This window comes from Streptomyces mayonensis (assembly GCF_018982965.1).
GTDB classification, from domain to species: domain Bacteria; phylum Actinomycetota; class Actinomycetes; order Streptomycetales; family Streptomycetaceae; genus Streptomyces; species Streptomyces mayonensis.
In genome coordinates this window covers 136,453-162,514 of the sequence record NZ_JACBYP010000001.1, presented here as the reverse complement: position 1 = coordinate 162,514, position 26,062 = coordinate 136,453, and the positions used below count along the sequence as shown (strand labels likewise).

Here is a 26,062-nt window from a genome sequence, read left to right as displayed (position 1 = left end):
AAGTCGCAGCGGCTAGAGTGCAGTCAGAGCACGTACGGGTGGGATGGAGGACGCGATATGGCCGACAAGACCGTGGCCGAGAAGAGCGCACCCCGGCGCATCGACCGGCGCCGGGCACGGACACGACAGGCACTGGTGTGCGCGGCCCAGCGCATGCTGGCCGAGGGACGAACCGACGTCCCCATCCTGGAGATCACCGAACTCGCCGACATAGGAGTCGGTTCCTTCTACAACCACTTCGACAGCAAGGAGGAGCTCTTCCGCGTCGCGGTCGAGGAGGCACTGGAGTGGTGGGGTTCCCTCATGGACCGTCTCACGGCCGATGTCGACGATCCCGCGGTCTCGTACGCGCAGAGCTTCCGCATGACGGGCCGCCTGCACCGCCGCCACCAAGAGCTGAGCAAGGTCCTCCTCAATCACGGGCTTGAGCTGGCCCACTCCAACCGGGGCCTGGCTCCACGCGCCCTCAACGACATCCGTGCCGCGGTGGACGCCCGACGATTCGAGGTGGAGGACCTGGACCTCGCGCTGGCGATTACGGCGGGCGCCGCGCTGGCGCTGGGCGCACTGTTGCACGCACAACCGGACCGGGACGACGGCAAGTCCGCGGATCGGGTCGCCCGCGGCCTGCTGCTCCAGTTCGGCATGCCCGCCGACGAGGCCGAGCGGATCTGCTCGCTCGACCTGCCGGATTTCGATCTTGTCGACACCATGGTCCGCTGACCGAAGCGCCCGCCGGACCGGCAAGCGCTGTCGCCACCCCGGCGGCGATCCACGGTCGGCCCACCGTCTGCACGGACTGGAGATACACAGCTATGACCAGGGGGCTTACGGACCGGAAGCAACGCGCCAACGGCGCGGAGTCCCGTCGCCGCATTCTCGATGCCGCGGTGGAGATCGCGGGCGAGCGCGGCTACGACGGCACGTCCATCGCGGCCGTGAGCGCCAAGTGCGGACTACCCGCGAGCTCGATCTATTGGCACTTCAGGGACAAGGACGACCTGATCGCGGCAGTGATCGAACGCGGCTTCAAGAGCTGGCTCGCGGCCGTCGCACTGCCTGGAGAGGAGACCGGGACACCACTGGAGCGGGTCACCGCCATGGCCACGAACGTGGCGAAGGCGCTCGCCGACTCACCCGACTTCCTGCGCCTCGGCCTCATGCTCGCCCTCGAACGCCGCCCCACCGAGCCTCGCGGCCGAACCGTGTTCCTGCAGGTCCGCGAGATCGCCCACCGGAGAACCGTCGATGTGGTCAGGACTCTCTTCCCCGACCTGGCCGACGACGCCTCCGAGACCCTGACCACCTACGCCATCGCCGGCGCCGACGGCCTGTTCGCACACCGGGAGATCACCGGTGACACCGTCGACCTGGTGACGTTGTTCGAGCTGCATGCGCGACTGGTCTACGACGCGGCGACCCGCATGGCGGAGAGGGCACAACCCTGCAGCTGACCCAGCGCGCTCGACCACCGCCTCGATCCTCAGCTCGCGGTAACCGGCCTCGCCAAGCTCGGCAATGGTCGCGTCGATGACAGCCCGGCCGACCCGCGCGGTTCGCCCTCCGGGCCGAACCGTCGCGCTGTCAGCGCGCATGTGATCGAACTGTCGCCTCCGCGAGTCCGTAGCCACACCCCAACGATAAGTGGGGCAGCAACACTAATGCGACACACCGATGCCTTGGGTTCGCGAGCCCCGCGGCGCTCCAGGATGCCGCGCAGCAGACCTACAACGTGGACGCGATCTGTCCGTCGACCGTGAGGCGCCAAGCCCGCACGACCGCCAGCACGGACATCGAGCGGCGGGCTGGCCCGGGACATACGAACACGCCGCACTGGGGTCCTCTGTCTCGGGCCCCCTGCCCGTCACCCATGAAGCGCACGGTAGGCGGCAAGCGCCCCGGGGTGCAGTGCGACGCCACCCGTGCCGATCAGGCTGCGGACGTCGAGGAACTGGGCGCCGACGGCGTTGCCGGGTACGAGTGAGGTGGCGCGCATCACGAGCAGACGGGTGACCGCTTCGGCGACATCGTGACGGAGGGTGGGGCGGCACACCAGAAGGTTGGAGACGCCAATGGTAGCGACACCGCCCGCCATGCGGTACGCGCCCTGCGGCAGCGACACCTGTTCCAGACCCGCTCCGGCGCGGCTTTCCCGACCGCCAAGGCGAGGCAGCAGCTCGGCCAGCGGCAGAAAGTGAAGTCCGGGGCGCTCGTCGAGTTCCTTCAGCGCAGGCAGAGGGACGCCGCCCGCCACGAGCAGTCCGTCGACGGTGCCGGCCGCCATGGCGCTCGCCCCCTCGTTCAGCGGCAGATGACGCACTCGGACATCGGAGCGGGACGACAAGCCGGCCGCGCGCAGCAGCCGTTGCCCGAACACGGCCGCCCCGGAACCCGGCGGGCCCAGCGAGACTACGTGTCCGCGCAGGTCGGCCACCGTTCGCACGCCTGCGTCTGCGCGCACGGCGAACTGGAGGTACGTCTCGTAGACCCGACCAATCGCCCGCAGCGGTACGGGCCGGGGGAACACGTCGGTGTCGGCGGCGTCCCGGGCAGTGGCGGTGAGCGTGAGAGCGAGGTCGGCCTGGTGGGCACGGAGCAGTTCGATGTTGTCGACGCTGCCCGCGGTGGTTCGGACGCGGCAACGCAGGCCAGGGTTCGCCGACGCGAGCTCATCGGCCAGGAGATGGCCGAAAGCCTCATAGAACGCGCTCGGTTCCCCGGTTGCCAGGCGGAGCACGCCGCTGAGTCCGGCGGCCTGCCCAAAGCCGTCCCGCGCGAGCGCGCCTCCGAGCGCGACGGCAGCCGCAGTGCCGAATCCAGCGCGCAGTGCGGTACGGCGGTTCACCGGGCCACGTCCGTTTCGGCGAGCCGAGGCAGGATCGCACGCGCACACAGCCCGCGCGGCCGAGCGGGGCGCAGTTCCAGCCGGCCCCCGCGCCCCGCGAGGAGTTGTTCGGCGATTGCGAGGCCGAGGCCGGTGCCGATGGTCGTGCCGGTCTGGCTGCCCGAGCGCCAAAACCGTTCGGTGGCCCGGGTGAGTTCCTCCGCCTCCAGACCGGGGCCATCGTCGGTCACCGTGAGAACAGCGTGCGGGCCCACGGCTGCGCAGCGGAGTGTGATCTCGGCGGACCGACCACCACTGGCCGCGTATTTGATGGCGTTGTCGAGGAGGACATCGGTGACCTGGGCGAGTTCGTGCTCGGTGCAGGCCGCCATCGCCGGAGCGTCAGCCCGGAGGGTGAGGCGTGCCCCCACCCGGCGGGCCACCGGCTCCCAGCGCCGGTGTTGGTCGGCCGCGACCGCCGCCGCGTCGCAGGCCGCGAACTCGTCACCTGCCATGGTCAGTTCACCGGCGCGGTGTTCCGCCGTCGCGAGGGCCAGCATGTCGTCGAGCAGCGTTTCCAGGCGATCGAGTTCCGTGGTGACCCCGGTGTACGTGCGTTCCGCCGATGCCGGCAGGTGGCTGTGCAGGGCGTCCACGCGGAGCCTGAGCGCCGCCATGGGATTGCGCATCTGGTGCGAGGTGTCGGCGACGAGCCGCCGCTGCTGTTCCAGGGCTGCGGTGACCGTGCTCGCCATCCGATTGAAGCCGATGGCCAGCTGCCGCAGTTCGGGCGGTCCCGAGGCCCGAGTGTGCTCCGGTGGCAGCCCCGCGGCAAGCTGGCCGACGGCGCGGTCGAGGAGGCGCAGCGGCCGGACCACCCAGCGGGTGACCGCGCGTGCCAGGGTGGTGCAGGCGAGGGCGACCAGTGCCGCGGCGGCGAGGACGGCGGCCCAGCGCCACGTGATGTCACCGGCCGCCGTGCTCACGGAGGCCCGCAGTACGACGGCGCCGGAGACCCGCGTGCCGGTGCCCGCGGGCTCGGCGAACATCCGGTGCCCACGCGACCACGGGGTCAACGAACCCTTCGGATGTGCGGTCTGGTTGCGCAGGGCCGCATCGATCAGGTGGGACACCGCCGGGTCGGCGGCCCGCATGCCGCCGGTCTCGACGACGGGCCGGTGGCGTGTGTCGGTGACCACGAGCGCCTCCCCGTACAACCGCGTGTAGCGGCGTGCCTCGGCCACCACTGCGGAGGTGTCACCCGTCGTCGCGGCCTGGTCCATGAGCGAGCCGAAACGGTCGAGGTCGGAGCTGCGGGCCAGCACCAGCTCCTGCGTGCGGTCCGACGCGGTGACGACCAGCAGCGGCACGGCGAACGCCGCGACGGCGAGCACCACGAACGCAAGGAGTGCTGCCTGGACCCGGTTGCGCACGAGGTGGCTCCTCAGCCCGTCGCGTCGCCGAACCGGTAGCCGAAGCCCCGGATCGTGGTGAGCAGGTCGGGGCGGCTCAGCTTGGCGCGGAGCTGGGTGAGGTGCACGTCTAGGGAGCGGGACACCCCGTGGTGGGCGTCGCCCCACACCTCGTCGAGGACCTGCTCGCGGCTGACGGCGATGCCGGTGCGCGCGGCGAGTACCGCGAGGATGTCGAACTCCTTCGCGGTCAGCTCGATGCCGGTGCCCCCGGCGGTGACACGGCGTGCGTCGAGGTCGATCTCGACGTCCCCCACAGTGACCTTGCGTGCCTCGGGTGCGCTCAGTGCCGCCGACCGGCGGGTGACTACCTCGATCCGAGCGAGCAGTTCGGCGAGACGTACCGGTTTGACCAGGTAGTCGTCGGCTCCGATTCGCAGCCCTCGCACGACTGAGCGTTCGTCTCCCCGGGCGGTCAGCACCACCACCGGCATGTCGCTCACCGCCCGGAGGGAGCGAAGTACCTCCAGCCCGTCGACATCGGGCAGTCCGAGATCGAGGAGCAGCAGGTCGGAGCTGCGGTGGTAGGTCAGTACGTCCTTGCCGTGCGTGATGCGCCTGGTGACATGGCCGTGGTCGTACAGGACCTCGAGGAGCGCGCCGGCCACCCCGTCGTCGTCCTCGGCCAGCAGTATCTGCACGTTTCACACCTCCCATCAGCGGTGTCTGCGCGGATACCGCCCGCCTCCGAATGTAGACCACATCCCTGTGACACCTACCTGGGGTGATCGCCGAGGGCGAATGTTAAGGGATGGTTAGTTCCGTGCACGGGCCGCTCGGCTGGTGCACGGGTGGGGTGAGGCTGCAGCCGTCGACGACGAGCCGCACCTCGAAGGACCTCACCATGATCATCGACTGTCACGGCCACTACACGACCGCACCGCCGGCGCTCGCTGCCTGGCGCGAGCGGCAGATCGCCTCGCTCACCGATCCCACTCTGGCTCCCGCCCGCGCGGACCTCAGGATCAGCGACGACGAGCTGCGAGACACCATCGAGCCGAACCAGCTGCGGCTCATGGACGAGCGCGGCATCGACCTGACGGTCTTCTCGCCGCGCGCCTCCTTCATGGCGCATCACGTCGGTGACTTCGCCACCTCCGCGGCATGGGCATCGATCTGCAACGAACTCTGCTACCGGGTGAGTCGGTTGTACCCGAAGCGCTTCGCCCCCGCGGCGATGCTGCCGCAGTCCCCGGGCGTCGACCCGGCCACCTGCGTCCCCGAACTCACCCGCTGCGTGGAGGAGTTCGGGGCAGTCGCGCTGAACCTCAACCCGGATCCTTCGGGTGGCCACTGGACGGCGCCGCCGCTCACCGACCGCTCCTGGTACCCCGTCTACGAGAAGATGGTGGAGTACGACATCCCGGCGATGGTGCATGTCAGTACGAGCGTGAACCCGGCCTTCCACACCACCGGCGCGCACTACCTCAACGCGGACACCACGGCGTTCATGCAGCTCGTCCAGGGCGACCTGTTCACCGACTTTCCCACGCTGCGGCTGGTCATCCCGCACGGCGGCGGCGCCGTTCCCTACCACTGGGGTCGCTTCCGCGGCCTGGCGATGGCGCTCGGCAAGCCACCACTGGAGGAGCACGTCCTCGGCAACGTCTTCTTCGACACCTGCGTGTACCACCAGCCGGGCTCGGACCTCCTGTACGACGTCGTCCCGACCCGGAACATCCTCTTCGCCTCCGAGATGATCGGCGCCGTCCGCGACATCGACCCGTGCACCGGCCACCACTTCGACGACACACGCCGGTACGCGGAGGCGGCACGGCTGCCCGCGCAGGATCTGGCAGCCGTCCAGGAGCACAACGCCCGCGCCGTGTACCCGCGCCTGGACGCGCTGTTGAAGCGCCAGGGCCGCTGACCACCGCACACCCGGGAGACGAGATCGTGCACACCCTTTCCCCCAAGACACCCGGCTGGCTCGACTGGTACCGGAACCCGTCCACACCCGCCTTCCGGCTGCCCGCGGGCGCCGTGGACACCCACTGCCATGTCTTCGGCCCCCAGGCCGCCTTCCCCTTCGCCCCGGAACGCAAGTACACGCCCTGCGACGGGGGCAAGGAAGAACTGTTCGCCCTGCGCGACCGGTTGGGCGTCGCCCGCAATGTCATCGTGCAGGCCACGTGCCACGGCGCGGACAACTCCGCCATGGTCGACGCCGTGCGCTCCGCGGGCGGCAGGGCACGCGGCATCGCCACCGTCCGCCCCGACATCACCGAGGCCGAGCTGCGCGAGCTCGACGCCGCAGGGGTGCGCGGCGTGCGCTTCAACTTCGTACGCCGACTGGTGGACGCGGCGCCCACGGAAGCACTCACCACGATCGCACGGAAGATCGCCCCGCTGGGCTGGCACATCGTCCTCTACTTCGAGGCCACCGACCTGCCCGACCTGGAGGACTTCTTCGGCTCGCTGCCCACTGCCCTGGTCATCGACCACATGGGGCGTCCGGACGTGCGTGAGCCCGTGAACGGCCCGGAGTTCAGCCGCTTCCTGCGCTTCGTCGACCGCAACGACGCGTGGGTGAAGGTGACCTGCCCCGAGCGCCTCACGGTGACCGGCCCCGCCGCGCTCAACGGGGAGCGGCGGCCGTACACGGATGTCGTCCCCTTCGGCCGCCGCGTGATCGAGGAGTTCGGCCACCGCGCACTGTGGGGCACGGACTGGCCGCACCCCAACCTCACCGACCACATGCCCGACGACGGCCTCCTGGTCGACCACGTGCCGCACGTGGCGGTGACCGAGGAGGAGCAGCGCAGGCTCCTGGTCGACAACCCGATGCGCCTGTACTGGCCGGACGAGCCCCGCTGACCCCCGTACCGCTCGTGAATCCACTCATCTGACGAAGGCGTCACATGTCCCCCTCCAACGCACTCAACCGGATCGACAGGCTGCCGATATCCCGGTTCCACAAACTCACCCTGCTCGCCGTGTCGTTCGCCTACTTCTTCGAGTTCGCCGACATCAACAGCTTCGCCACCACGGCACCGAAACTCGTAGACGTATGGGGCGTGACGGTCAATCAGATCGCCTATGTCACCTCCCTCTCCTTCGTCGGCATGTTCATCGGCTCCGTCGTCGGTGGCGCCGTCGCGGACCGGTGGGGACGCAAACGGGCGCTCGTGCAGACCACGCTGTTCTTCGCGTTCTTCTCGTTCACCTCGGTGTTCGCCTGGGACCTGGTGTCCCTCGGCGTGTTCCGCGTCCTGACATCGGCCGGCCTGTCCGCGATGACGGTGGTCGCCGTCGTCTACGTCAACGAGATGTATCCGGCGGCGGTGCGCGGCAAGTACCAGGCCTACGCGATCGTCATCGGCATCTGCGGAACCCCGGTCACCAACCTCATCGCCAGCGCCGTCGTCCCGCTCAGCGACTGGTCGTGGCGCCTGGTCTACCTGTGGGGTTCGCTCGGCATCCTGCTGGTCCTGTTCACCCGCCACCTCAAGGAGTCGCCGCGCTGGCTGGAGAGCCGGGGCGAGCACGCGGCGGCGGACCGGGTGCTGCGCGAGATCGAGGAGCGGGTCGCCGCGGAGAAGGGCCCGCTCCCTGAGCCCGCCCCGCCCGTTGCGGAAGTCCCGGCCCAGAAGGCCCCGTTGAAGCTGTTCCTCCAGAAGAAGTACCTCCTGCCCACCCTCCTCCTGACGGTCCTGTGGGTGACGCAGACCATCGGCTTCTTCGGCTATTCGAGCTGGGCGCCGACGCTGCTCGCCAAGGAAGGCATGAGCGTCGAGAAGTCCGTGTTCTACGTGGCGCTCACCACGGTCGGCGCACCGCTCGGCTCGTACCTGGCGTCGCTGGTCACGGACCGTTTCGAGCGCAAGTGGTCGCTGACGGTGTTCGGCACGGTCATCGCGGTGTGCGGTCTGCTGTACGGGCTCACGTTCAGCCCGGTCTTCATCGTCGTGTTCGGCTTCCTGGTGAACTTCTTCGAGCGCGGCTACACGGCGCTGGCGTACGCCTACTCCCCCGAACTCTTCGACACCCGCGGCCGCTCCCTGGGGACAAGCGTCTCCTACGGTCTGGGACGGCTGTCGAACGCCGCGGGGCCGCTCATCGTCGCAGCGCTCTACAACAGCCACGGCTACCGGAGCGTCTTCTACTTCATCGCCGGTACGTGGATGGTGGGCGCAGTCGCCCTGGCAGTATTCGGCCCCCGCACTCGCCAGGCTCGCCTCGCCTTGGCCGAAGCACGCGGCGAGGCCGCCACTTCCGGCTCGCGAAAAGAGGTCAACACTTAGAGTCCCCTCTCGTCCCCGGATGCAATTCCATCACTCACGCATTCCCTACCGCCTCGGTTTACACGACGCCACCGCCCTCCAGCCCCGGACCACTCCCGTGCCCGGCGGACAGGGGCGGCGGCGACCCAGCCGCAGGACTTCGCGCGCCCATGCCCAGAGGCGAAGTCTTAAGCACGGGTTAGATCTGCCCACGAAGCCTTGGTTGCCCGGCGGACAATCGGTCAAGCTGCCTGCGAACTGCGGTGATGCGGGATCACTTCAGGAACCCACACCAAACAGACGGGAGAGCTCTGTGTCCACGACAGGCGCGCGGGCCGCTACACGCAGTCCGTGGAAAGCCATCATCGGTGGCTCGGTCGGCAACATGATCGAGTGGTACGACTGGTTCGTCTACTCGACCTTCTCCGTCTATTTCGCTTCGGCGTTCTTCCCCGAAGGTGACGCGACGTCCCAACTCCTGCACACCGCGGGCATCTTCGCGGTCGGCTTCTTCATGCGTCCAGTCGGCGGCTGGCTGCTCGGACGCCTAGGCGACCGCAAGGGGCGCAAGACCGCTCTGAACGTCACTGTTCTCCTGATGTCGCTCAGTGCCCTCCTCATAGCCGCCGCCCCCACACACGGCCAGATCGGCTACTGGGGCGCGGTCATCCTGCTGCTGGCACGGATGCTCCAGGGTTTGTCCGTGGGTGGGGAGTACGCGGCCAGCGCGACATACCTGAGCGAGGCGGCCCCGGACCATCGTCGCGGCTTCTTTTGCAGCTTCCAGATGGTGTCGATGAAGGTCGGCCAGCTGATCGGGCTGAGCCTGCAGATCGTGCTCCAACGGACCATGTCGGACGAGACGCTGTCCTCCTGGGGCTGGCGCATCCCCTTCATCCTCGGCGCTCTGGGCGCCGCGGCCGTGTTCTACCTCCGCCGCAGTCTGGTCGAGACCGAGTCCTTCGAGCAGGCCGTCGAGGAGACGGGCCGGGAGAAGGAGCGCGGCACGCTGCGCGGCCTGTGGGAGTACCGGCGCACGGTGGCGCTCGTCGTCGGGTTCAGCATGGGCGGCACTCTGGCTGACTACACGTACTCGACGTACATGACGAAGTACCTGTCCAACAGTGCCGGGCTGAGCAGGACCGAGGCCTCCCTCGTGAGCTTCGTCGCGATCCTGGTCTTCATCGGGGTCCAGCCGCTGGCCGGCGCCCTGTCGGACCGGATCGGCCGTCGGCCGCTGCTGATCACCTTCGGTGTCGGCGCGATGCTGTTCACCGTCCCGCTCATGACGGCGCTGGGGCATGTCTCGACGATGAGCGGCGCACTGCTGCTGATGATCGCCGGGTTGCTCATCATCAGCGGCTACACCTCGATCAGCGCCCTGGTGAAGGCCGAGTTGTTCCCGGCACGTATTCGCTCGCTGGGTGTTGCCCTGCCCTACGCACTGGCCAACGCGCTGTTCGGCGGCACGGCGGAGTATGTGGCGCTGTGGTTCAAGAACGCCGGCATGGAGTCCGGATTCTTCTGGTACGTGACCGGCTGCGCCGCCATCTCACTGGTCGTGTATCTCACCATCCGCGAGACGAAGGGGGTTTCGTTCTCCAAGGCCGAGGATCCCGGGTCCCGTACGGCTGAAGTCGCGGCATAGCCTGGTCGCCATGCGTGTGCGTGTGCTGCTGATCGAGGACGACGAGCGGCTCGCCGACGCCCTCTCCTTGGCCCTCTTCGAGCGCGGCTACCTGGTCGAGCGGGTGGTACGCGCCGAAGAGGGCCTGCGCCGCAAGGACATGGCGGATTTCGTGCTCCTCGACCTCGGGCTTCCCGACATGAACGGCCTGGACATGCTCAGAAGACTGCGCCGTGTCTCGTCCATTCCCGTGATCGTGCTGACCGCGCGAGGTGACGAACGGACCGTGTTGCAGGGCCTGAGTTCCGGGGCCGACGACTACCTCACCAAGCCGTTCCGCGTGAAGGAACTCCTCGCCCGCATGGAGGCGGTCCGCCGCCGCATCCGGCAGGCTCCGCCGACCGTGCAGGAGGCCGAACCTCAGACGGTGGAGGTGGGGGACGTCCTGATCGACCTGGCAGCCCGTACCGTCACCGTGGCGCATCAGGGTGTTCCGCTGACGGCCCGTGAGTTCGACGTGCTCGCGCTGCTGGCCCGCGCCCCCGGAGTGGCCCGGGGCCGCGAGGAGATCATGGATGCCGTCTGGGGCGACGCCTTCCTCGCCGCCTCGCGTTCGCTGGACGTCCATGTGTGGGGCATCCGCACCAAGACGGGCCGGCCCGATCTGATCGAGACGCTGCGGGGCGTCGGCTACCGCCTGGCACAGTGATGCGTCGTCGGCTCCTGGTCACCTATCTCACCCTCATCGGCGGGGTGCTGCTCGCCCTGGTCCTGCCGTTCGGCCTGGCCTACGCCCAGGAACGCACCGCCGAGGTGCTGCTCTCGAGGCGCGCGGACGCCACGCGCATCGCCGACCTGGCCGAGCAGGCCATTCAGGAAAGCGACACGACCGTACTGCGGTCCGAGGTCTCCCGGTACACGGCGCTCTACGACGCTCCGGTCGAGGTCCGCCGCGGCAACGGCGGCGTCCTGGTCGAAGCGGGCGGAGGCGTGGCCGACAGTGCGGGGCCGTTCCGGCGAGCGCTGGCCGGCCGGACCACCGAACACCTCCCGCTGATCACGTTGTTCGGACCGGGCCGGGTAGTGATCGCCGAGCCGGTGGGCAGCGACGCACGGGTGACCGGCGTGCTGTTGCTGGCCGCGCCGACCTCCGATGCACGGTACGACGTGGCCCGTGTCTGGCTGCTGCTGGCGGGCGGCATGTTGACGGCCTTCGCGGTGGCCGTCGAGGCCGCCCGTCGGCTCGCGCGCTGGACGCTGCGGCCGGTCGCCGAACTCGACGCTGCCACCGAGGCCATCGCGCGCGGGCGCATGACCGCACGCGCCTCCGGCTCCGGTGGCGGACCGTCCGAACTGCGCCGCCTGGAGAACCGTTTCAACGACATGGCCGATGCCGTGGCCGCCGCCATGGAAAAGCAGCGCGCGTTCGTCGCCGACGCGTCCCACGAGCTGCGGACACCTCTGGCCGTGCTGTCACTGCGTCTGGAAAATCTGCGGGCGCACGTGGCCGCCTCCGGTGCCGAGCGCTACGACCAGGTGATGCTGGAGATGAACCGGCTCGAGATCCTCCTGGAGGATCTGCTCACACTCGGACGGATCGAAGCGAACGGGCCGGCGCAGGCCGGGCATGGGGAACTCGTGGCCGACCTTGAACGCCGACTCGACGTATGGCAGGAGGTGGCTGACGCCCGCGGACTGAGTCTGCGGACCGAACTGCCGAGCGCGCTCCATCGCCGTGGCCCGGCCGAGACCCTGGGACGGATCACCGACATCGCCGTCGACAACGCGATCAAGTTCGTTCCTCGCGGCGGGCACGTCAGCGTCACCCTGCGGGCCGGAACCGCCGCCCACGGGGAGTTGGTACTCACGGTGGCAGACGACGGGCCGGGGCTCGATGAAGAGGAGCTCACGACCGCGCGGAACCGCTTCTGGCGCTCCTCACGGCACGGCGGCATCGACGGCAGCGGACTGGGCCTGGCGATCGCCGACGAACTGGCCCGCGCGGCAGGCGGCACCCTGGACCTGTTTCCGGCCCAGCCCCAGGGCCTGGTAGTCCGGTTTCGGCTCCCTGGCCGCCTCGACTGAGCGGACATCAGCCGTAGACGGCGCGGAAGTAACGCGCCGCACCCGCGTGCAGCGCCACCGGAGTGGTACCGATGGCATACCTCTCGTCCAGATAGGCACCGGGCACCTCGGGCCCGGGCAGCGTCAGCCGCGCAGCGAACATCGCTCTGGTGACACGGTAGGCCACCTCGGCCGGCAGACCGGCCCGGGCCATCAGATAGGTGGCCACCCCGACCGTCGGAACTTCCGTACGCTGCCCGTAGGTTTCTGCGGGCACGGACACGTCGACGTAGGCCGGCCCGTGCTCGTGTCGCAGGACCCTGGCCAGCCCGCCGAGCGGCACGAGCACGCCGCGCCGTTCGGCAGCCAGATCGCGCACCGCGCGCGCAGGCACCGCACAGGATGCGAAGAACGCGTCGATCTCCCCGTGCCGCAGGGCACCGGCCGAGTCGTCGAGCCCCAGATAGCACAGTTCCCGGGGCTCGACACCGGCTGCCGACAGGACCCGCTGCGCGACCGTGACGGTGCCCGATCCCCTCACGCCGACCGACACCCTCAGTCCGGCGAGGTCGGACACGGTGCCGACCCCTGCACGCGTATCAGCCACTAGATGGGTGTAGTTGAGGTAGAGCCGGGCCAGCGCCGAGACGGGTTCCGCCACAGGGAAGGCGCCCGCCCCCTCGAAGGCATCCACGGCGCTGTCGCCGAGGGCCAGCGCCAGATCGGCGTCGCCGGTGCCGAGCAGCCGTAGGTTGTCGATGCTCGCGGATGTATTGCGGACGCGAAGGTCCAGGGACCGGTCGTGCGCGTTGATTTCCCGCGTCAGGCGCCTGCCGAAGACTCCGTAAGGCGCGCCCGTCACCCCCGTGGCCATGACGATCGGGCGCCGACCGTGCCACGAGGGCCGTACGGCAGGAATGGACGCGGCACCCACTGCCGCCAGGACAAGCAGCGAGCGCCGGGCTGTCGGGGAACGAGCGGTCACGCGGTGAGCGTAGCCCTGCGAACCGGTGCCCTCCCCCTGTGGGTGCCGAATATTACGTCGATGCAGTTCAGCCCTGCTATCGCGCCGACGACAGCGGTCGGCAATGGTCTCTGCCCATGCTCGTACGCCTGGCCTGCATCGCCGTCTCCCACGCCTTCACCGCCCTGCGGCTGATCCCGATGAACGACCACGACAAGGACATCGAGATCCTCGCGCTGCGTCACCAGCTCGCCCCACTGCCACGAACCGCCCTGCGCCGGCTACACAAGGTCCTCGACACCCTGCAGGACCTCCTGAGGTGATGGACCGGTACCTGCACCACCTGCGGCCAACCACTCACCAGAGCAAGAACCTAACGAAGCACTACTTAGGCCCGACACCGCGCAGCTTCAAGATCTTCACGGCAGTACCCACCCGCAGCAATCAAGCACGCACCCACAGAGTGCAAACAAAATCGTTGACAATTCTGTTCGCCTAGATTTAGCGTCGACACGCACTCACTCAGGGAGGGCACATGCCGGAGGAAGCCCGTCCGGGCTCCGGGGAGCAGGCCAAGCAGTACGCGCTCGATCAACTGCGGAAGGCGATTCTGCGCGGCGAGATGTCACCGGCCCAGCGGCTGGTGGAGAACGAACTCGCCGAGCAGTACGACGTGACGCGGGCGAGCATCCGGGCGGCGCTGCTCGAACTGGCCTCGGAGGGCCTGGTCGAGCGGATCCGCAACCGCGGCTCGCGGGTCCGGGTCGTCACGGTCGAGGAGGCCGTGGAGATCACCGAGTGCCGCATGGCGCTCGAAGGGCTGTGCGCGGCCAAGGCGGCTCAGGAGGCCACCGACGCGCAGCTCGACGAGCTCACCGGGCTCGGGGACGCCATGTCCAAGGCGGTGGAGAACGGTGACCCGCTCACCTACTCCGACCTCAACCACGAGTTGCACGCCCGCATCCGGGAGATCTCCGGCCAGCACACGGCCGTAGGGCTCCTGGAGCGGCTGAACGCCCAACTGGTGCGGCACCGCTTCCAGTTGGCGCTGCGGCCGGGGCGTTCGCAGCAGTCCCTGGGTGAACACCTGGCCATGATCGAGGCGATCAGGGCCAGGGACCCGCAGGCGGCCGAGGCGGCCGTCCGCGCCCACCTCCGCAGTGTGATCGACGTGTTGAGCGCCGACTGACGCTGCATCGGGGGCGGGTGCACACCTGTCACCAAGGAGATGCAGCATGACCAACGGCCACGCGCCCGCCACCGGGACACCACGATCGACCCTGGTGGTCACCGCGCACGCCGGGGACTTCGTGTGGCGGGCCGGCGGCGCCATCGCGCTCGCCGCCGCCCGCGGCGAGAAGGTGACCATCGCGTGCCTGACGTTCGGGGAGCGCGGCGAGTCCGCCAAGGCCTGGCGCGAGGGCAGGAAGCTCGACGAGATCAAGGCGCTGCGCCGCGACGAGGCGGAGCGCGCCGCCGCCGCCCTCGGCGCCGAGGTCCGCTTCTTCGACGCGGGCGACTACCCCCTCGTCGAGACCGCCGAGCTGACCGACCAGCTGGTCACCGTCTACCGAGACACCCAGCCCGACGTCGTCCTCACCCACCCCGCCGAGGACCCGTACAACGGCGACCATCCGGCCGCCCACCGCATGGCACTCCAGGCCCGCATCCTCGCGCAGGCCATCGGCTACCCCGGCGAGGGCGAGATCATCGGCGCCCCGCCCGTCTTCTACTTCGAGCCGCACCAGCCCGAGATGAGCGGCTTCAGGCCCGAGGTCCTCCTCGACATCACCGAGGTCTGGGACACCAAGCGCAAGGCCATGGAGTGCCTGGGTGCCCAGCAGCACCTGTGGGAGTACTACACCGACCTCGCCGTACGCCGGGGTGTGCAGCTCAAGCGCAACGCCGGGCCCAACCTCGGGCTCGCCCACACGACCATGGCCGAGGCGTACATGCGCCCGTACCCGCAGATCGCGAAGGAGCTCGCCTGATGCCCGGCGTCATCGTTACCGGCCCGCCCAAGGCCGAGCCCAAGGACGTCGAGGCGCTCGCCGGGTACGGGGTCGCCACGATCCACGAGGCGATGGGCCGCACCGGCCTGCTCGGCCACCACCTGCGCCCGAACCAGCAGGACACACGTATCGCCGGCACCGCGGTCACCGTGCTGTCCTGGCCCGGCGACAACCTCATGATCCATGCGGCCGTGGAGCAGTGCGGGGAGGGTGACATCCTCGTGGTCACCACCACATCCCCGTCCACGGACGGCATGTTCGGCGAACTGTTCGCGACCGCGCTCCAGTACCGGGGTGTGCGCGGTGTCGTCACCAACGCCGGGATCAGGGACACCGCCGAGCTGCGCGAGATGGGCTTCCATGCCTGGTCGGCGGCCGTGTCCGCGCAGGGCACGGTGAAGGCGACCGGCGGCAGTGTCAACGTTCCCGTCGTCATCGGGAGCCAGACGATCCGGCCCGGTGATGTCATCGTCGCGGACGACGACGGTGTCGTGGTCGTGCCGCGCGAGCGCACCGCCGAGGCCGCCGAGAAGTCGCGGGCCCGCGAGGAGAAGGAGGCCGCCACCCGTGCCGCCTTCCTGGAGGGCCAACTGGGCCTCGACCGCTACGGGTTGCGCGACACGCTCGAGCGGCTCGGCGTCGAGTACCGCACGTACGAGGAGCACACCTCGTGACCAGGACCGAGCGCCTGCGCTGCATGCTGATGCGCGGCGGCACCTCCAAGGGGGCGTACTTCCTCGCCGACGACCTGCCCGCCGACCCGGCCGCCCGCGACGAGCTGCTGCTGCGCGTGATGGGCAGCCCCGATCCGCGCCAGATCGACGGCATCGGAGGCGCCCACCCGCTCACCAGCAAGGTCGGCATCGTCAGCGCCTCGCAGGACCCGGCCGCCGACGTCGACTACCTCTTCCTCCAAGTCGGCCTCGACGAGGCCGTGGTGTCGGGGCGTCAGAACTGCGGCAACATCCTCGCCGGCATCGGCCCGTTCGCGGTCGAACGTGGCCTGGTGCCCGCGGACCAGGACAAGACCTCGGTCCGTATCCGCATGGTCAACTCCGGTGACCTCGCCACGGCCACCTTCCCGACGCCCGGCGGCCGGGTCGAGTACCGCGGCGACGCGGAGATCTCCGGCGTGCCCGGCACGGCGTCCGCGGTGGTCATCGAATTCCCGCCGGGCGAGGGCGCGCTGCTGCCCACCGGGAACGTCCGCGACATCCTCGCCGGTGTCGAAGTGACCTGCGTGGACAACGGCATGCCGACTGTGCTCGTCCCCGCCCGATCCCTGAAGGTCACCGGCGACGAGGACCCCAAGGAGCTGGAGGCGGACGAGGAGCTGGCCGCCCGGCTGCGCGAGATCCGGCTCGCGGCAGGGAAGTCGATGGGCCTCGGCGACGTTTCCGACGCCACCGTGCCCAAGCTGACCCTGCTCGCCGCACCCCGGGACGGCGGCGCCGTCACCACCCGCACCTTCATCCCCGTGCGCTGCCACACCTCCATCGGTGTGCTCGGCGCGGCCAGCGTCGCGGCGGGCCTGCGGATCGAGGGCAGCGTGGCGGACGGCATCGCGAGCGCGCCCGAGAACACCGACCGGCTGCGCATCGAGCACCCCACCGGCTTCACGGACATCGAGACCAGCCTCACCACGGGCCCCGACGGGCTGCCCACGCCGCGGCGCACGGCCGTCGTCCGCACGGCCCGCAAGCTCTTCGACGGCACGGTCTTCCCGCGCTCCGTCGACACTGCACCCCTCCCCGCACAGAACTCAGGAGGTCCCCGATGACTCCGCCGCTCGGCGACATCGCGCACATCGGCCACGCCCAGCTGTTCACCCCGGACCTGGACGCCAGCGTCGGCTTCTTCACGGACTTCCTGGGCCTGACCGTCTGCGGCCGAAACGGTGACAGCGTCTACCTGCGCACCTTCGACGACTACGAGCACCACAGCCTCGTCCTCACCGCCCGCGACCAGCCCGGCCTCGGCCGGATCGCGCTGCGCACCTCCAGCGCGGACGCGCTTCAGCGCCGCGTCAAGGCCGTCGAGGACGCCGGCGGCACCGGCCACTGGGTCGAGGACGAGCCCGGCATCGGCAAGCTCTACGTGACCACCGACCCGGACGGCCACGAACACGCCCTGTACTGGGAGAGCGAGCACTACCGGGCCCCCGACGAGCTGAAGCCGGCCCTGAAGAACCAGCCGCAGGCCAAGCCCAACCGTGGTGTCGGCGTGCGCCGCCTGGACCACATCAACTTCCTGGCCTCCGACGTCCTCGCCAACGCCGAGTTCCAGCAGCAGATCCTCGGCGCCCGGCCCACCGAGCAGATCCGCCTCGACACCGGCCGCGTCGCGGCCCGCTGGCTGACCTTCACCAACAAGTCGTACGACGTCGTCTACACCGAGGACTGGACCGGCGCCAACGGCCGCCTGCACCACATCGCCTTCGCGACCGACAACCGCGAGGACATCCTGCGCGCCGCCGACCTCGCCATCGACAGCGGCGTGTTCATCGAGACGGGCCCGCACAAGCACGCCATCCAGCAGACGTTCTTCCTCTACGTCTACGAGCCCGGCGGCAACCGCATCGAGCTGTGCAACCCGCTCACCCGCCTCGTCCTCGCCCCCGACTGGCCGCTCATCACCTGGACCGAGGAAGAGCGCAAGAAGGGCCAGGCCTGGGGCCTGAAGACCATCGAGTCCTTCCACACCCACGGCACCCCGCCGATCAAGCCCTGACCCGAGCCTTGGCCCCAGGGGCGGTGGCTGACTGCCCCTGGGGCCAAATCGTTGCCGAGATTGTCAACAAAACCGTTGACGAAGCGGTCGTGGCTTCCTAACGTCTACGCCACAGCGAGCTCGAGGCTCCCAGCGGAGTCAGCAGCTCAGGGGCACGCTCCGGCCGTCTCGCATCCGGCCGCGCGAGCCGCACCGCCACGCTCCCTACGCCCTTGCAGCCTGGGACCAGGCCTCGTCCTGCCGTCCCGCACGAGAGGAAACAACGATGTCCTCCTCCGCCACCTCCCCGCTCGCCCAGGCGAGCAGGCCAACGGCCCGCCGAAGCCGAAACGCTGTCGTCGCCCTGTGCTGGGGACTCGTCCTCCTGGACGGCATCGACACGTTCATCTATGGCTCCGTACTCCCCAAGATGCTCGGCAGCCACAGCCTCGGGCTCGCACCCGACGTCGCAGGCACGATCGGCAGTTGGTCCAATTTCGGCATGCTGCTCGGCACGATCCTGTCGGGTATGGCGTCGAACTGGATCGGGCGTCGCGTCACCGTTTTCGCCAGCGTCGCAATTTTCACTCTGGCCACGCTCGGCACCGGCTGGTCACAGTCCACCGGCCAGTTTGGCTTCTTCCGCTTTGTGTGCGGCTTCGGCCTCGGCGCGCTGCTGCCGATCGCGATCTCGTACGGCATGGAGTTCACCTCGCGCGGCCGCCGCGCCCTCGCCACCGGCATCATCATGACCGCACACCAGACCGGCGGAGCCCTGGCCCCGCTGATCGCACTGTGGCTGGTCGAAGACTTCGGCTGGCGCTCGGCCTTCATCGCCTCCGCGATCCCGGCCCTGATCCTGCTGCCGATCGCCTACAAGATGCTGCCCGAGTCGCCCACCAACCTGCTCACCCGCGGCCGTCACGCCGAAGCCGGGCAGCTCGCCGCCGACTTCGGCACCGAGCTGCCCGAGCCGAAGGAGCGCAGCACCGACAAGCTCGACGCCCTGAAGAATCTGTTCCGCGGCGGCCAGTGGACTACGACGCTCTGCTTCTGGCTCACGTCCTTCGCGGGCCTTCTCCTGGTCTACGGGGTCGGCCAGTGGCTGCCGAAGATCATGGTCGACCTCGGCTACGACACCGGTGACTCGCTCCTCTTCTCCACGTTCCTGAACGTCGGCGGCATCTGCGGCATGCTCATCGCGGGCCGCACAGCCGACAAGATCGGCCCGCGCAAGGTCGTCATCGCCTGGTTCATCCTGACCGCGGTCTTCGTCTACCTCATGGGCGTCAAGATGTCGATCGGCCTCCTGTACATGGTCGTCTTCTTCGCCGGGCTGCTGCTCTTTTCCGGCCAGACCATGGTCTACGCGACGGTCGGCACCCACCACAACGACGAGGACCGCCCCACCGCCCTCGGCTGGGTCTCCGGAATGGGGCGCTTCGGTGCCATCTTCGGCCCGTGGATCGGCGGTGCGCTGATCGCGGCGGGCAACGCCGACATCGGCTTCACGATGTACGCCTGCGCCGCTCTGATCGGCGCTGTGATGATGGCGCTGGCCGCCCTCACAATCAGGACGCGCTCGGCGCAGCGCTGACGCCGCATGGCGGGCCGCGTCACTTCAGCGATCCACCCGACGGAGCCCGCAGCGCCCGCTCAAAACCAGTGAGACCGCTGCCGCAGATGCCCTATCCGGAACCTCCGCAAAGCCGCCCCGGATCGTCGAATCCGTGGTCGAACCCTCGCGATGCGAACCGGTCGGCGGCGACGCGCCCCTGAGCCGACCGCGCCCCCTTGAACAGGCGTCGTCGAACGCGAGCGCTCGGCCACTGACGCCGACAGCACAGGTTGCGCCCGCCACACCACCTCCCGTCCGGGTACGCCGGAGGGCAGTCGGTCCACCTCGATTCGAGGTGAGGTCGGGTTTGAGTGCGGCCAGACGGTGCCGTCGGCGTCCCGCCGTTTCAGATTGCCGGCCCAGCCCGGCATCACCCCTCATCACGATCGCCACCTCCACCGTCTGCAGACGCGGCGAGGGGAGCCCCTCGGCCAGGTCTCCTCGCCCCTCGGTATCGCGACCTCATCGGCCTTCCTGAGAATGTAAGCACAATTGTTGTGCAGATTGTTAACAAAGCTATAGCGTGCACGACGCCTTGCACCCGAGGCATCCGGCGAACCACTCGCTACTCAATGAGGAGACTCCATGCGGCGGCTCTCCGCGTCCCCACGACGCACCGCTCTTGCCCGCACAAGACGTCAGGAGGGGCACACTCCGACCCGCAAGCGCCGCCTGCGCGGTATGGCGATCGTCGGCTCGCTCGCGCTGACGACACTCGCGACGCCGGCCTCCCTCGCGGTCGCGTCCGACTCGCACGAGCGCGGCCATGTCGTGGACTCACAGGACGCGGCGCTGGCGTTCGACAGGAGCGCCTACACGACGATCACCGTCACGGTCGACGACCAGCCGGTGAAGGTGCGTTGGTACAAGGAGCTCTGCTACGTCGACAACCCGGTCGCCGCCGCAGCGCAGCAGCCCGGGATGGGCGGTACCACCACCATCAGCAACACCCGTTGCGGCTACGAGAGCATGAACGTGTTCGTGCCGGAGAGCGCCTTCAGCAACCAGCGGGCGCCGATCTACTTCGCAGTGAACAACAGCGGCTGGATGGCCAGTTACGTCAAGTCGAGCGTGACCGCAGGCGCCACCTATAACAGCTCGACCAGCAACGTCGGTGCGGCGCTGAAGGCCGGCTACGTCTTCGTCGACGTGGCGAACCGCAGCCGCGGCCTCGTGGGCGCGGATGGTTCGTCGCCGGGCAAGGCACCGGCGGCTGCGGTCGACGCGAAGGCCGCGGTGCGCTATCTGCGGCTCAACGACGCCGCGATGCCGGGCAGCGCCGAACGGATCGTCGTCAACGGCACCAGCGGCGGCGGCGCCCTCTCCTCCATCCTGGGCGCCTCCGGCAACGACACCGAGTACGACTCCTACCTCAAGGCGATCGGTGCGGCCGGCATCGACTCCAAGGGGAACAGCACGCTGCGCGACGACGTGTTCGCGGTCAACGCGTACTGCCCCATCACCGACCTCGGCAACGCCGACGTCGCCTACGAGTGGCTCTACAACATTCTCGGCAGCCGCGACGCGACCGGCTCGAACGCGCACCCGGCCGACGCGGCGTCGATCGCGGCCAAGTTCCCCGCGTACGAGAAGAGCCTCGGTCTGCGCAACCCGGACGGCTCGAAGCTGTCGGCCGGCACGATGCTGGACACCATTGAGAAGGAAGTCGTCCGCTCGGCGGAGACATATCTGAAGGCCGACCCGGCCCACACCATCCCGGCGCTGGGCGAGAACTTCGTCATCACCTCCGGCGGCCCGGGCGGGTCCACCACGAAGTCGTACGTCAACGACTGGCTGGACGTCGACAACGCCGCGAACAAGGTGCGTTCCGTCGACATGACGAAGTACCTGAAGTTCGTAGCCACCCAGGCCACGCTGAAGTCGACGCCCGCGTTCGACGCGGTGGGCGTGTACGGCGACACCACGAGCGGCACCGAGACCAACCTGTTCGGCTCGTACGCCCAGAAGTACATGAACTACACCGAGTTCAGCTGGGACCACAACAACGTCCCGGGCGACGGCAGCGGCCTGGACGACACCGGACTGACCTGGAAGCAGTACACCGCCAAGAAGTCCACCACCGTGGACGATCAGATCCACCTGATCAACCCGATGGACTTCATCGGCACCAAGAACGCCGACACGGCGCCGCACTGGTATGTCCGCAACGGCACGCGGGACCGCGACACCTCGTTCATCATCGGCATCAACCTGGACCGCGCGCTCAATGCGGACCCGCAGGTCGGGGATGTGGACTTCCAACTCGCCTGGAACCAGCCGCACGCCGGCAACTACGACGTGCCCGAGGCCATGGCCTGGATCGACAAGGTCGTGAAGAAGGCCGGCGACCCGCTGACCGACGGGCACCGCGGGTAGGACCGGTGCTCGGCCGGGGAACCGGCCGAGCACCTCTCGTCCCGTCAGGCGTCGGTCCAATCGGGCAGGAACCGTGTGACGTCGACGTCCTGGAACGGGGCGCGGACGAACTTGTCGCGCAGTTCCCAGGGCACGGTGCAGTCGAAGATGACCTTCGTCGAGATGCCGTGGTCGGCGTTGGTCCACAGGAACTCCGGGTCCGCCGACGGATCCAGTGGATGGCAGCGGACGCCGGGGATCGGGATGACGGAGCGCTCGGCCTGGAACCGCGTCGTCATCGCCCACAGGACGTCGTCGGTGTCGAAGATGTCGACGTCGTCGTCGACCAGGATGACGTGTTTCATCTCCGGGAACGCCCCGAACGCCACGATGGCGGCCTGGCGTTCGCGGCCCTGGTCATTGTGGTCGCGCTTGTGGATCTGCAGGATCCCGACGTACTTGCCGCCGCCGGCGGGGTGGGCGTACACGTTCTTGACGAGGCCGGGCAGGGCGTCGTCGAGGGCCTGGGTCAGGGATCCCTCGGTCGGGATGCCGGCCAGGCTTACGTGCTCCTCGCCGGGGCCGACCAGCGTCTGCAGGATCGGGTCGGTGCGGGTGGTCACGGCCTTGACCTTGACGACGGGCAGCGAGGGATTGGCCACCCCGTCGTAGCCGGGGAACTCGGGCATCGCGAAGCCGGTGCCGGAGTGCTGGTCCTCCGCGACGCGGCGGCCGGGAAGGATCTCGCCCTCGATGACGATCTCGGCGGACGCGAGGGCGTACTCCTCGACCGTCCTGGCCTTGACCAGTTCGACGGGCGAGCCCTTCAGGCCGCCAGCGAACTCGAGCTCGTCGAACCCGTACGGCGTCGACGGCGGCTCGAACGAGATCGCCATGTACTCGACCGGCGAAATGCCCATCGAGATGGTGATCGGCATCGGCTTGTCCATCGCCTCGTACTTCTCGTACATGAAGCCGATGTGGCGCCCGGTCTGCATGAAGACCGACAGCTCGTCCTTGTCCTGCACGCACAGCCGGTGGATCGTCACGTCGTGCTTGCCGGTCTCGGGGTCCGTTCCGCGCAGCACCGCCATGCAGAAGTACGGGCCGGAGTCCTCGGGGGTGTTGGTGGGCGCGGGCAGGAGTGTACGGATGTCGAAGCCGGGGTCGGAGGCGAGGTGGACCTGTTCCTGGCACGGGGCCTCGTCGACGATGAGTGGGTCCTTCGCGTGCTGCATCGCATGGAGCATGTGCCGTCCGAGCTGTTTCACGTCCGCGCCCAGGAACGTGGCGATGCGTTGGCGCGCGGCGAGCACGCCGACGATCACGGGGATGTCGTAGCCCTTGACGTTCTCGAACAGCATGGCCGGGCCGACCCTGGTGGGGCGGGTCACCGTGCCGCCCGCGCCGACCTTCTTGTAGACGCCGGCGAGTTCGGCGGTGGGGTCGACCTCGACGGAGGTGGAGACGAACTGGCCCGGCTGCCGCTTCAGCAGCTCGATGCCCTCACGCAGGTCCTTGATCGGTGCCTTCGGCGCGGGCGCGGTCCTGTCGCTCATGCGTCCAGCCTTTCCGTGAGAGAGGTCAACTGGTCGAAGAGCGTGGCAAGTTCGCCGTCGCGCCGTTCCAGGGGTGCGAGGGCGTCCTCCGCGAAGTCGGTGAAGAGCGAGAGCGCCACGCAGGCGCGGACGTCGAGCATCTGAAAGTTGGCCACGATCTGACGCCACTGCTCCACCGCGCGCACGCCGGCATCGGCGCCGTACGAGACGAAGCCGACCGTCTTGCCTGCCCACTCCGAGCCGAGCGAGTCGAACGCGTTCTTGAACGACCCCGGCACCCCGTGGTTGTACTCCGGAGTGATGAATACGAAGCCGTCGCATGCGTCCACCGCCCGGCTCCACCGGGTCACGTGGGGGTCGTCATACTGCTTGTTCGCCGCACCGGGAACCGTCGCCGAGGTGAGCGGCGGGACGCCGAACTCCTTGAGGTCGAGGAGTTCGTACTCCGCGTCGGCGCGCTGGGTGACATGCGCCTGGACCCAGTCGGCAACCGTCTTGCCCCTGCGTCCTTCGCGGACGGAACCGATGATGATCCCGATCTTCATGCGTCCTCCCCCGCGGGCTCGCCCTGCGGGCCGCTCCTTCGGGCGCTGTCCCGCAGGTCCTGGTCCCAGCGCGGGAAGACGTCAGTGCGCAGACCGAACTGGTCGAGGGCACGGCCCACGGTGTGGTCGACGATCTCCTCGATCGTCGACGGCCTGGAGTAGAAGGCCGGGACCGGCGGGAAGACGGTCGCTCCGGCCTCGGTCACGGCCGTCATGTTGCGCAGGTGGATCAGGTTGAGCGGCGACTCCCTGACGAGCAGGATCAGCGGTCGTCGTTCCTTCAGCGTCACGTCGGCGGCGCGCGACACCAGCGACGACGTCACCCCCGAGGCGATCTCCCCCAGGGTGCGCATCGAGGTCGGGGCGATCAGCATCCCCGACGTCTGGAAGGACCCCGACGACAGCGGCGCACCGACGTCCGTGTGGTGGTGGACGACGTCCGCACGTCCTTCGAGGTCGTCCTTGCTCAGGTCCGTCTCGTAGGCCCGCGTCAGCGCGGCCGACTTCGACACGACCAGGTGGGACTCGATGCCCAGCTCACGCAGGATGTCGAGCGCCCGCACGGCGTAGACGATGCCCGTGGCGCCGGTGACACCGACTACCAATCGGGTGGGTTCCTCGGTCCTGGCCACCATGCGGCGCTCCGTTCTCGCTGGGTCGGGCGGCGTCCACCGCACCGGGGCGAGGAGCGGAATCAGCCACACCCACCTTGTCCATATTTACCCCACTTCTTCAAGGCGGGCGTGCGGGCATGTACGGAGCGGGGAGCTCCCGAAGGGTCAGATTCCGGCCGACCCCGCGCACGAAGCACCGCCGCTCCCCCTGCCTCCGGGTACGGCGGTGGGGTCGGCGAGGATCCGCGCGCGACCCGCGGCGATGGCACCGTGCAGCGCCGCATCGGGGCCGAAGACGCCGGGCGAGACGGCCACGGGAAGCGTGGGGAACGCGGCGCGGCGGGGATCCATGCGGACCTTGATGCCCGGCAACAGCCAAGGCAGCCACTCGGCGAGGTGACCGCCGAGGACAATGCGCTCGGCGTCGACCATGCCGATGATCGACTGAATCGCGGCACCCAGGGCACGCCCTGCCCGATCCAGAGCGGCCAATGCCCGAGGCTCTGCGGATTGCAGGCGTCGGCCGAGTTCAGCCAGGGCGGCGCCACTGTCGTGCGGTGCGGCAAGGTCGCCGAGCCCGGCGGCATCGAGGACGGCGCGCGTACTGATGTATGTCGTCAGGCAGCCGGTCGCGCCACACCGGCAGGCAGGCCCGTCGAGGGTGACCGGGATGTGGCCGAGCTCCCCTGCCAGGCCATAACTGCCGTGATGAATACGTCCGTTGATGATCAGGGCCCCTGCGACACCGGCGTCGGACTTGACATAGGCGACAGTGCCGCCGGGATCGTCGCCCGCCGCAGCGAGGGCGTGCTGCTCGGCCAATGCCGCCATGTTGGCGTCATTGACCACATCGACGGGGCAGGACTGCCCGGACAGCCGGTCTGCGACGAGCGCGGCCAGCTCCGGCGCGTGCCAGCCGCGGCCGGGGTCGTCAGCGCGTGCATCCGTGACCGGCCCTGCCATGGCGATCACCAGGCGACCGTGGTGCACACCGGGGGCCGCGGGCACGGACTCCGTGACAGCGGCAGCGATGGCGTCGGCCATCCCCTCGCGCGGCCCGAACGGCCCCTGGTGATGCGCCAGCTGTCGAGCGCCGCCGGGCGAGCCCGCGAGGCCCGCCGTCATTACGGTGATGTGCTCCCAGGTCACGTGAACAGCCGTAGTCCGTACCCTTTCGGGCACCAGGCGCAGCAGTCGGCGCGGCCGACCCCGGGCGCCCGTGACGGCAGCACCCACCTCCTCCACCAGCCCGCGTGCGACGAGGTCGGCGACGAGCGCGGTCACCGAGGCGTGCACCAGGCCGGTGCCGGCCGCGACCTCGGTGCGCGCGCAGGGGCCGTGGTCGGCGATGTGCCGCAGGACCAGGGCGAGATTGCCGCGGCGGACGGCCGCGGAGTCGGCGGGGATGTTCACGTCCTCGATTCTGCCTGCTCGCGGCGGGCGCGCGTACCTTCATCGTCTTCTAATTTTTCAACC

The 26,062-nt window shown here is 69.2% G+C and carries 24 protein-coding genes; 16 read left to right on the top strand and 8 right to left on the bottom strand.

The genetic code is table 11. The features are described 5' to 3' along the window. The first annotated feature begins 57 nt into the window (after positions 1-57). Positions 58-723, top strand: coding sequence for a TetR/AcrR family transcriptional regulator (locus HZS56_RS00695; RefSeq protein WP_216718627.1), 666 nt, complete (start codon positions 58-60; stop codon positions 721-723). Between the two features lie 92 nt (positions 724-815). After that, on the top strand, positions 816-1,454 hold the full coding sequence (locus HZS56_RS00690; protein WP_216718626.1) for a TetR/AcrR family transcriptional regulator: 639 nt from the start codon (positions 816-818) through the stop codon (positions 1,452-1,454). Positions 1,455-1,864: 410 nt separating this feature from the next. On the opposite strand, the gene HZS56_RS00685 is transcribed toward HZS56_RS00690, so the two are convergent. The 3 genes from HZS56_RS00685 to HZS56_RS00675 are packed head-to-tail and all read right to left on the bottom strand — an operon-like array spanning position 1,865 to position 4,937. Continuing rightward, entirely contained in the window at positions 1,865-2,845 is a 981-nt protein-coding gene (locus HZS56_RS00685) for a TAXI family TRAP transporter solute-binding subunit (protein WP_216718625.1), read from the bottom strand. Further along, positions 2,842-4,257 carry a sensor histidine kinase gene (locus tag HZS56_RS00680; RefSeq protein ID WP_216718624.1) on the bottom strand — a complete coding sequence of 472 codons (1,416 nt, stop codon included), beginning with the start codon at positions 4,255-4,257 and terminating at the stop codon, positions 2,842-2,844. The genes HZS56_RS00685 and HZS56_RS00680 overlap by 4 nt, the downstream gene beginning before the upstream one ends. Before the next feature lie 11 nt (positions 4,258-4,268). Beyond that, positions 4,269-4,937 carry a response regulator transcription factor gene (locus HZS56_RS00675; protein WP_216718623.1) on the bottom strand — a complete coding sequence of 223 codons (669 nt, stop codon included), beginning with the start codon at positions 4,935-4,937 and terminating at the stop codon, positions 4,269-4,271. 203 nt (positions 4,938-5,140) lie between these two features. On the opposite strand from HZS56_RS00675, the gene HZS56_RS00670 reads away from it, so the two are divergent. From HZS56_RS00670 to HZS56_RS00645, 6 genes are all read left to right on the top strand, one after another. Continuing rightward, positions 5,141-6,166 (top strand): amidohydrolase family protein, encoded by a 1,026-nt coding sequence (locus HZS56_RS00670; RefSeq protein WP_216718689.1) that lies wholly within the window; start codon positions 5,141-5,143, stop codon positions 6,164-6,166. Positions 6,167-6,192: 26 nt separating this feature from the next. Continuing rightward, a complete protein-coding gene (locus HZS56_RS00665; protein ID WP_216718622.1) occupies positions 6,193-7,113 on the top strand; it encodes an amidohydrolase family protein in 921 nt (306 codons plus the stop codon). Positions 7,114-7,157: 44 nt separating this feature from the next. Next, positions 7,158-8,540 (top strand): MFS transporter, encoded by a 1,383-nt coding sequence (locus HZS56_RS00660; RefSeq protein WP_216718621.1) that lies wholly within the window; start codon positions 7,158-7,160, stop codon positions 8,538-8,540. A gap of 364 nt (positions 8,541-8,904) precedes the next feature. Continuing rightward, the gene (locus tag HZS56_RS00655; RefSeq protein WP_216718688.1) at positions 8,905-10,167 is read left to right on the top strand and encodes an MFS transporter; all 1,263 of its coding nucleotides are present in this window, start codon (positions 8,905-8,907) and stop codon (positions 10,165-10,167) included. 16 nt (positions 10,168-10,183) lie between these two features. Next, positions 10,184-10,855 (top strand): response regulator transcription factor, encoded by a 672-nt coding sequence (locus HZS56_RS00650; protein WP_216718687.1) that lies wholly within the window; start codon positions 10,184-10,186, stop codon positions 10,853-10,855. A 44-nt stretch (positions 10,856-10,899) separates the two neighbouring features. Next, positions 10,900-12,231, top strand: coding sequence for a sensor histidine kinase (locus HZS56_RS00645; RefSeq protein WP_308407949.1), 1,332 nt, complete (start codon positions 10,900-10,902; stop codon positions 12,229-12,231). A 7-nt stretch (positions 12,232-12,238) separates the two neighbouring features. Here the strand turns inward: HZS56_RS00645 and HZS56_RS00640 are convergent, their stop codons facing one another. Next, positions 12,239-13,195, bottom strand: a complete 957-nt coding sequence (locus HZS56_RS00640; RefSeq protein ID WP_216718619.1) for a TAXI family TRAP transporter solute-binding subunit — start codon at positions 13,193-13,195, stop codon at positions 12,239-12,241. A 116-nt stretch (positions 13,196-13,311) separates the two neighbouring features. Between HZS56_RS00640 and HZS56_RS00635 the strand changes: the two genes are divergently transcribed. The 8 genes from HZS56_RS00635 to HZS56_RS00600 all read left to right on the top strand — a co-directional run bounded on the left by HZS56_RS00635 (position 13,312) and on the right by HZS56_RS00600 (position 21,889). Next, on the top strand, positions 13,312-13,497 hold the full coding sequence (locus HZS56_RS00635; protein WP_216718618.1) for a hypothetical protein: 186 nt from the start codon (positions 13,312-13,314) through the stop codon (positions 13,495-13,497). 212 nt (positions 13,498-13,709) lie between these two features. Beyond that, positions 13,710-14,363: a GntR family transcriptional regulator gene (locus tag HZS56_RS00630; RefSeq protein WP_216718617.1), complete on the top strand. Its 654-nt coding sequence runs from the start codon at positions 13,710-13,712 to the stop codon at positions 14,361-14,363. A 46-nt stretch (positions 14,364-14,409) separates the two neighbouring features. Next, positions 14,410-15,165, top strand: a complete 756-nt coding sequence (locus tag HZS56_RS00625; RefSeq protein WP_216718616.1) for a PIG-L deacetylase family protein — start codon at positions 14,410-14,412, stop codon at positions 15,163-15,165. After that, a complete protein-coding gene (locus HZS56_RS00620; RefSeq protein ID WP_216718615.1) occupies positions 15,165-15,860 on the top strand; it encodes a 4-carboxy-4-hydroxy-2-oxoadipate aldolase/oxaloacetate decarboxylase in 696 nt (231 codons plus the stop codon). The genes HZS56_RS00625 and HZS56_RS00620 overlap by 1 nt, the downstream gene beginning before the upstream one ends. A 23-nt stretch (positions 15,861-15,883) precedes the next feature. Further along, the gene (locus HZS56_RS00615) at positions 15,884-16,966 is read left to right on the top strand and encodes a 4-oxalomesaconate tautomerase (RefSeq protein WP_216718686.1); all 1,083 of its coding nucleotides are present in this window, start codon (positions 15,884-15,886) and stop codon (positions 16,964-16,966) included. Beyond that, positions 16,963-17,916 (top strand): catechol 2,3-dioxygenase, encoded by a 954-nt coding sequence (locus HZS56_RS00610; RefSeq protein WP_216718614.1) that lies wholly within the window; start codon positions 16,963-16,965, stop codon positions 17,914-17,916. Before HZS56_RS00615 ends, HZS56_RS00610 begins: the two co-directional genes overlap by 4 nt. Positions 17,917-18,181: 265 nt before the next feature. Beyond that, positions 18,182-19,492, top strand: coding sequence for an MFS transporter (locus tag HZS56_RS00605; protein ID WP_216718613.1), 1,311 nt, complete (start codon positions 18,182-18,184; stop codon positions 19,490-19,492). A 606-nt stretch (positions 19,493-20,098) separates the two neighbouring features. Further along, entirely contained in the window at positions 20,099-21,889 is a 1,791-nt protein-coding gene (locus HZS56_RS00600) for a subtype B tannase (RefSeq protein ID WP_216718612.1), read from the top strand. A gap of 44 nt (positions 21,890-21,933) precedes the next feature. Here HZS56_RS00600 and HZS56_RS00595 read toward each other — a convergent pair whose 3' ends face one another. From HZS56_RS00595 to HZS56_RS00580, 4 genes are all read right to left on the bottom strand, one after another. Continuing rightward, entirely contained in the window at positions 21,934-23,427 is a 1,494-nt protein-coding gene (locus HZS56_RS00595) for a UbiD family decarboxylase (RefSeq protein ID WP_216718611.1), read from the bottom strand. Then, the gene (locus tag HZS56_RS00590; protein WP_216718610.1) at positions 23,424-23,972 is read right to left on the bottom strand and encodes an NADPH-dependent FMN reductase; all 549 of its coding nucleotides are present in this window, start codon (positions 23,970-23,972) and stop codon (positions 23,424-23,426) included. Before HZS56_RS00590 ends, HZS56_RS00595 begins: the two co-directional genes overlap by 4 nt. After that, positions 23,969-24,607 carry a UbiX family flavin prenyltransferase gene (locus HZS56_RS00585; RefSeq protein WP_216718609.1) on the bottom strand — a complete coding sequence of 213 codons (639 nt, stop codon included), beginning with the start codon at positions 24,605-24,607 and terminating at the stop codon, positions 23,969-23,971. The genes HZS56_RS00590 and HZS56_RS00585 overlap by 4 nt, the downstream gene beginning before the upstream one ends. A gap of 144 nt (positions 24,608-24,751) precedes the next feature. Next, positions 24,752-25,999, bottom strand: a complete 1,248-nt coding sequence (locus HZS56_RS00580) for an ROK family transcriptional regulator (RefSeq protein ID WP_216718608.1) — start codon at positions 25,997-25,999, stop codon at positions 24,752-24,754. Positions 26,000-26,062: the final 63 nt, after the last annotated feature.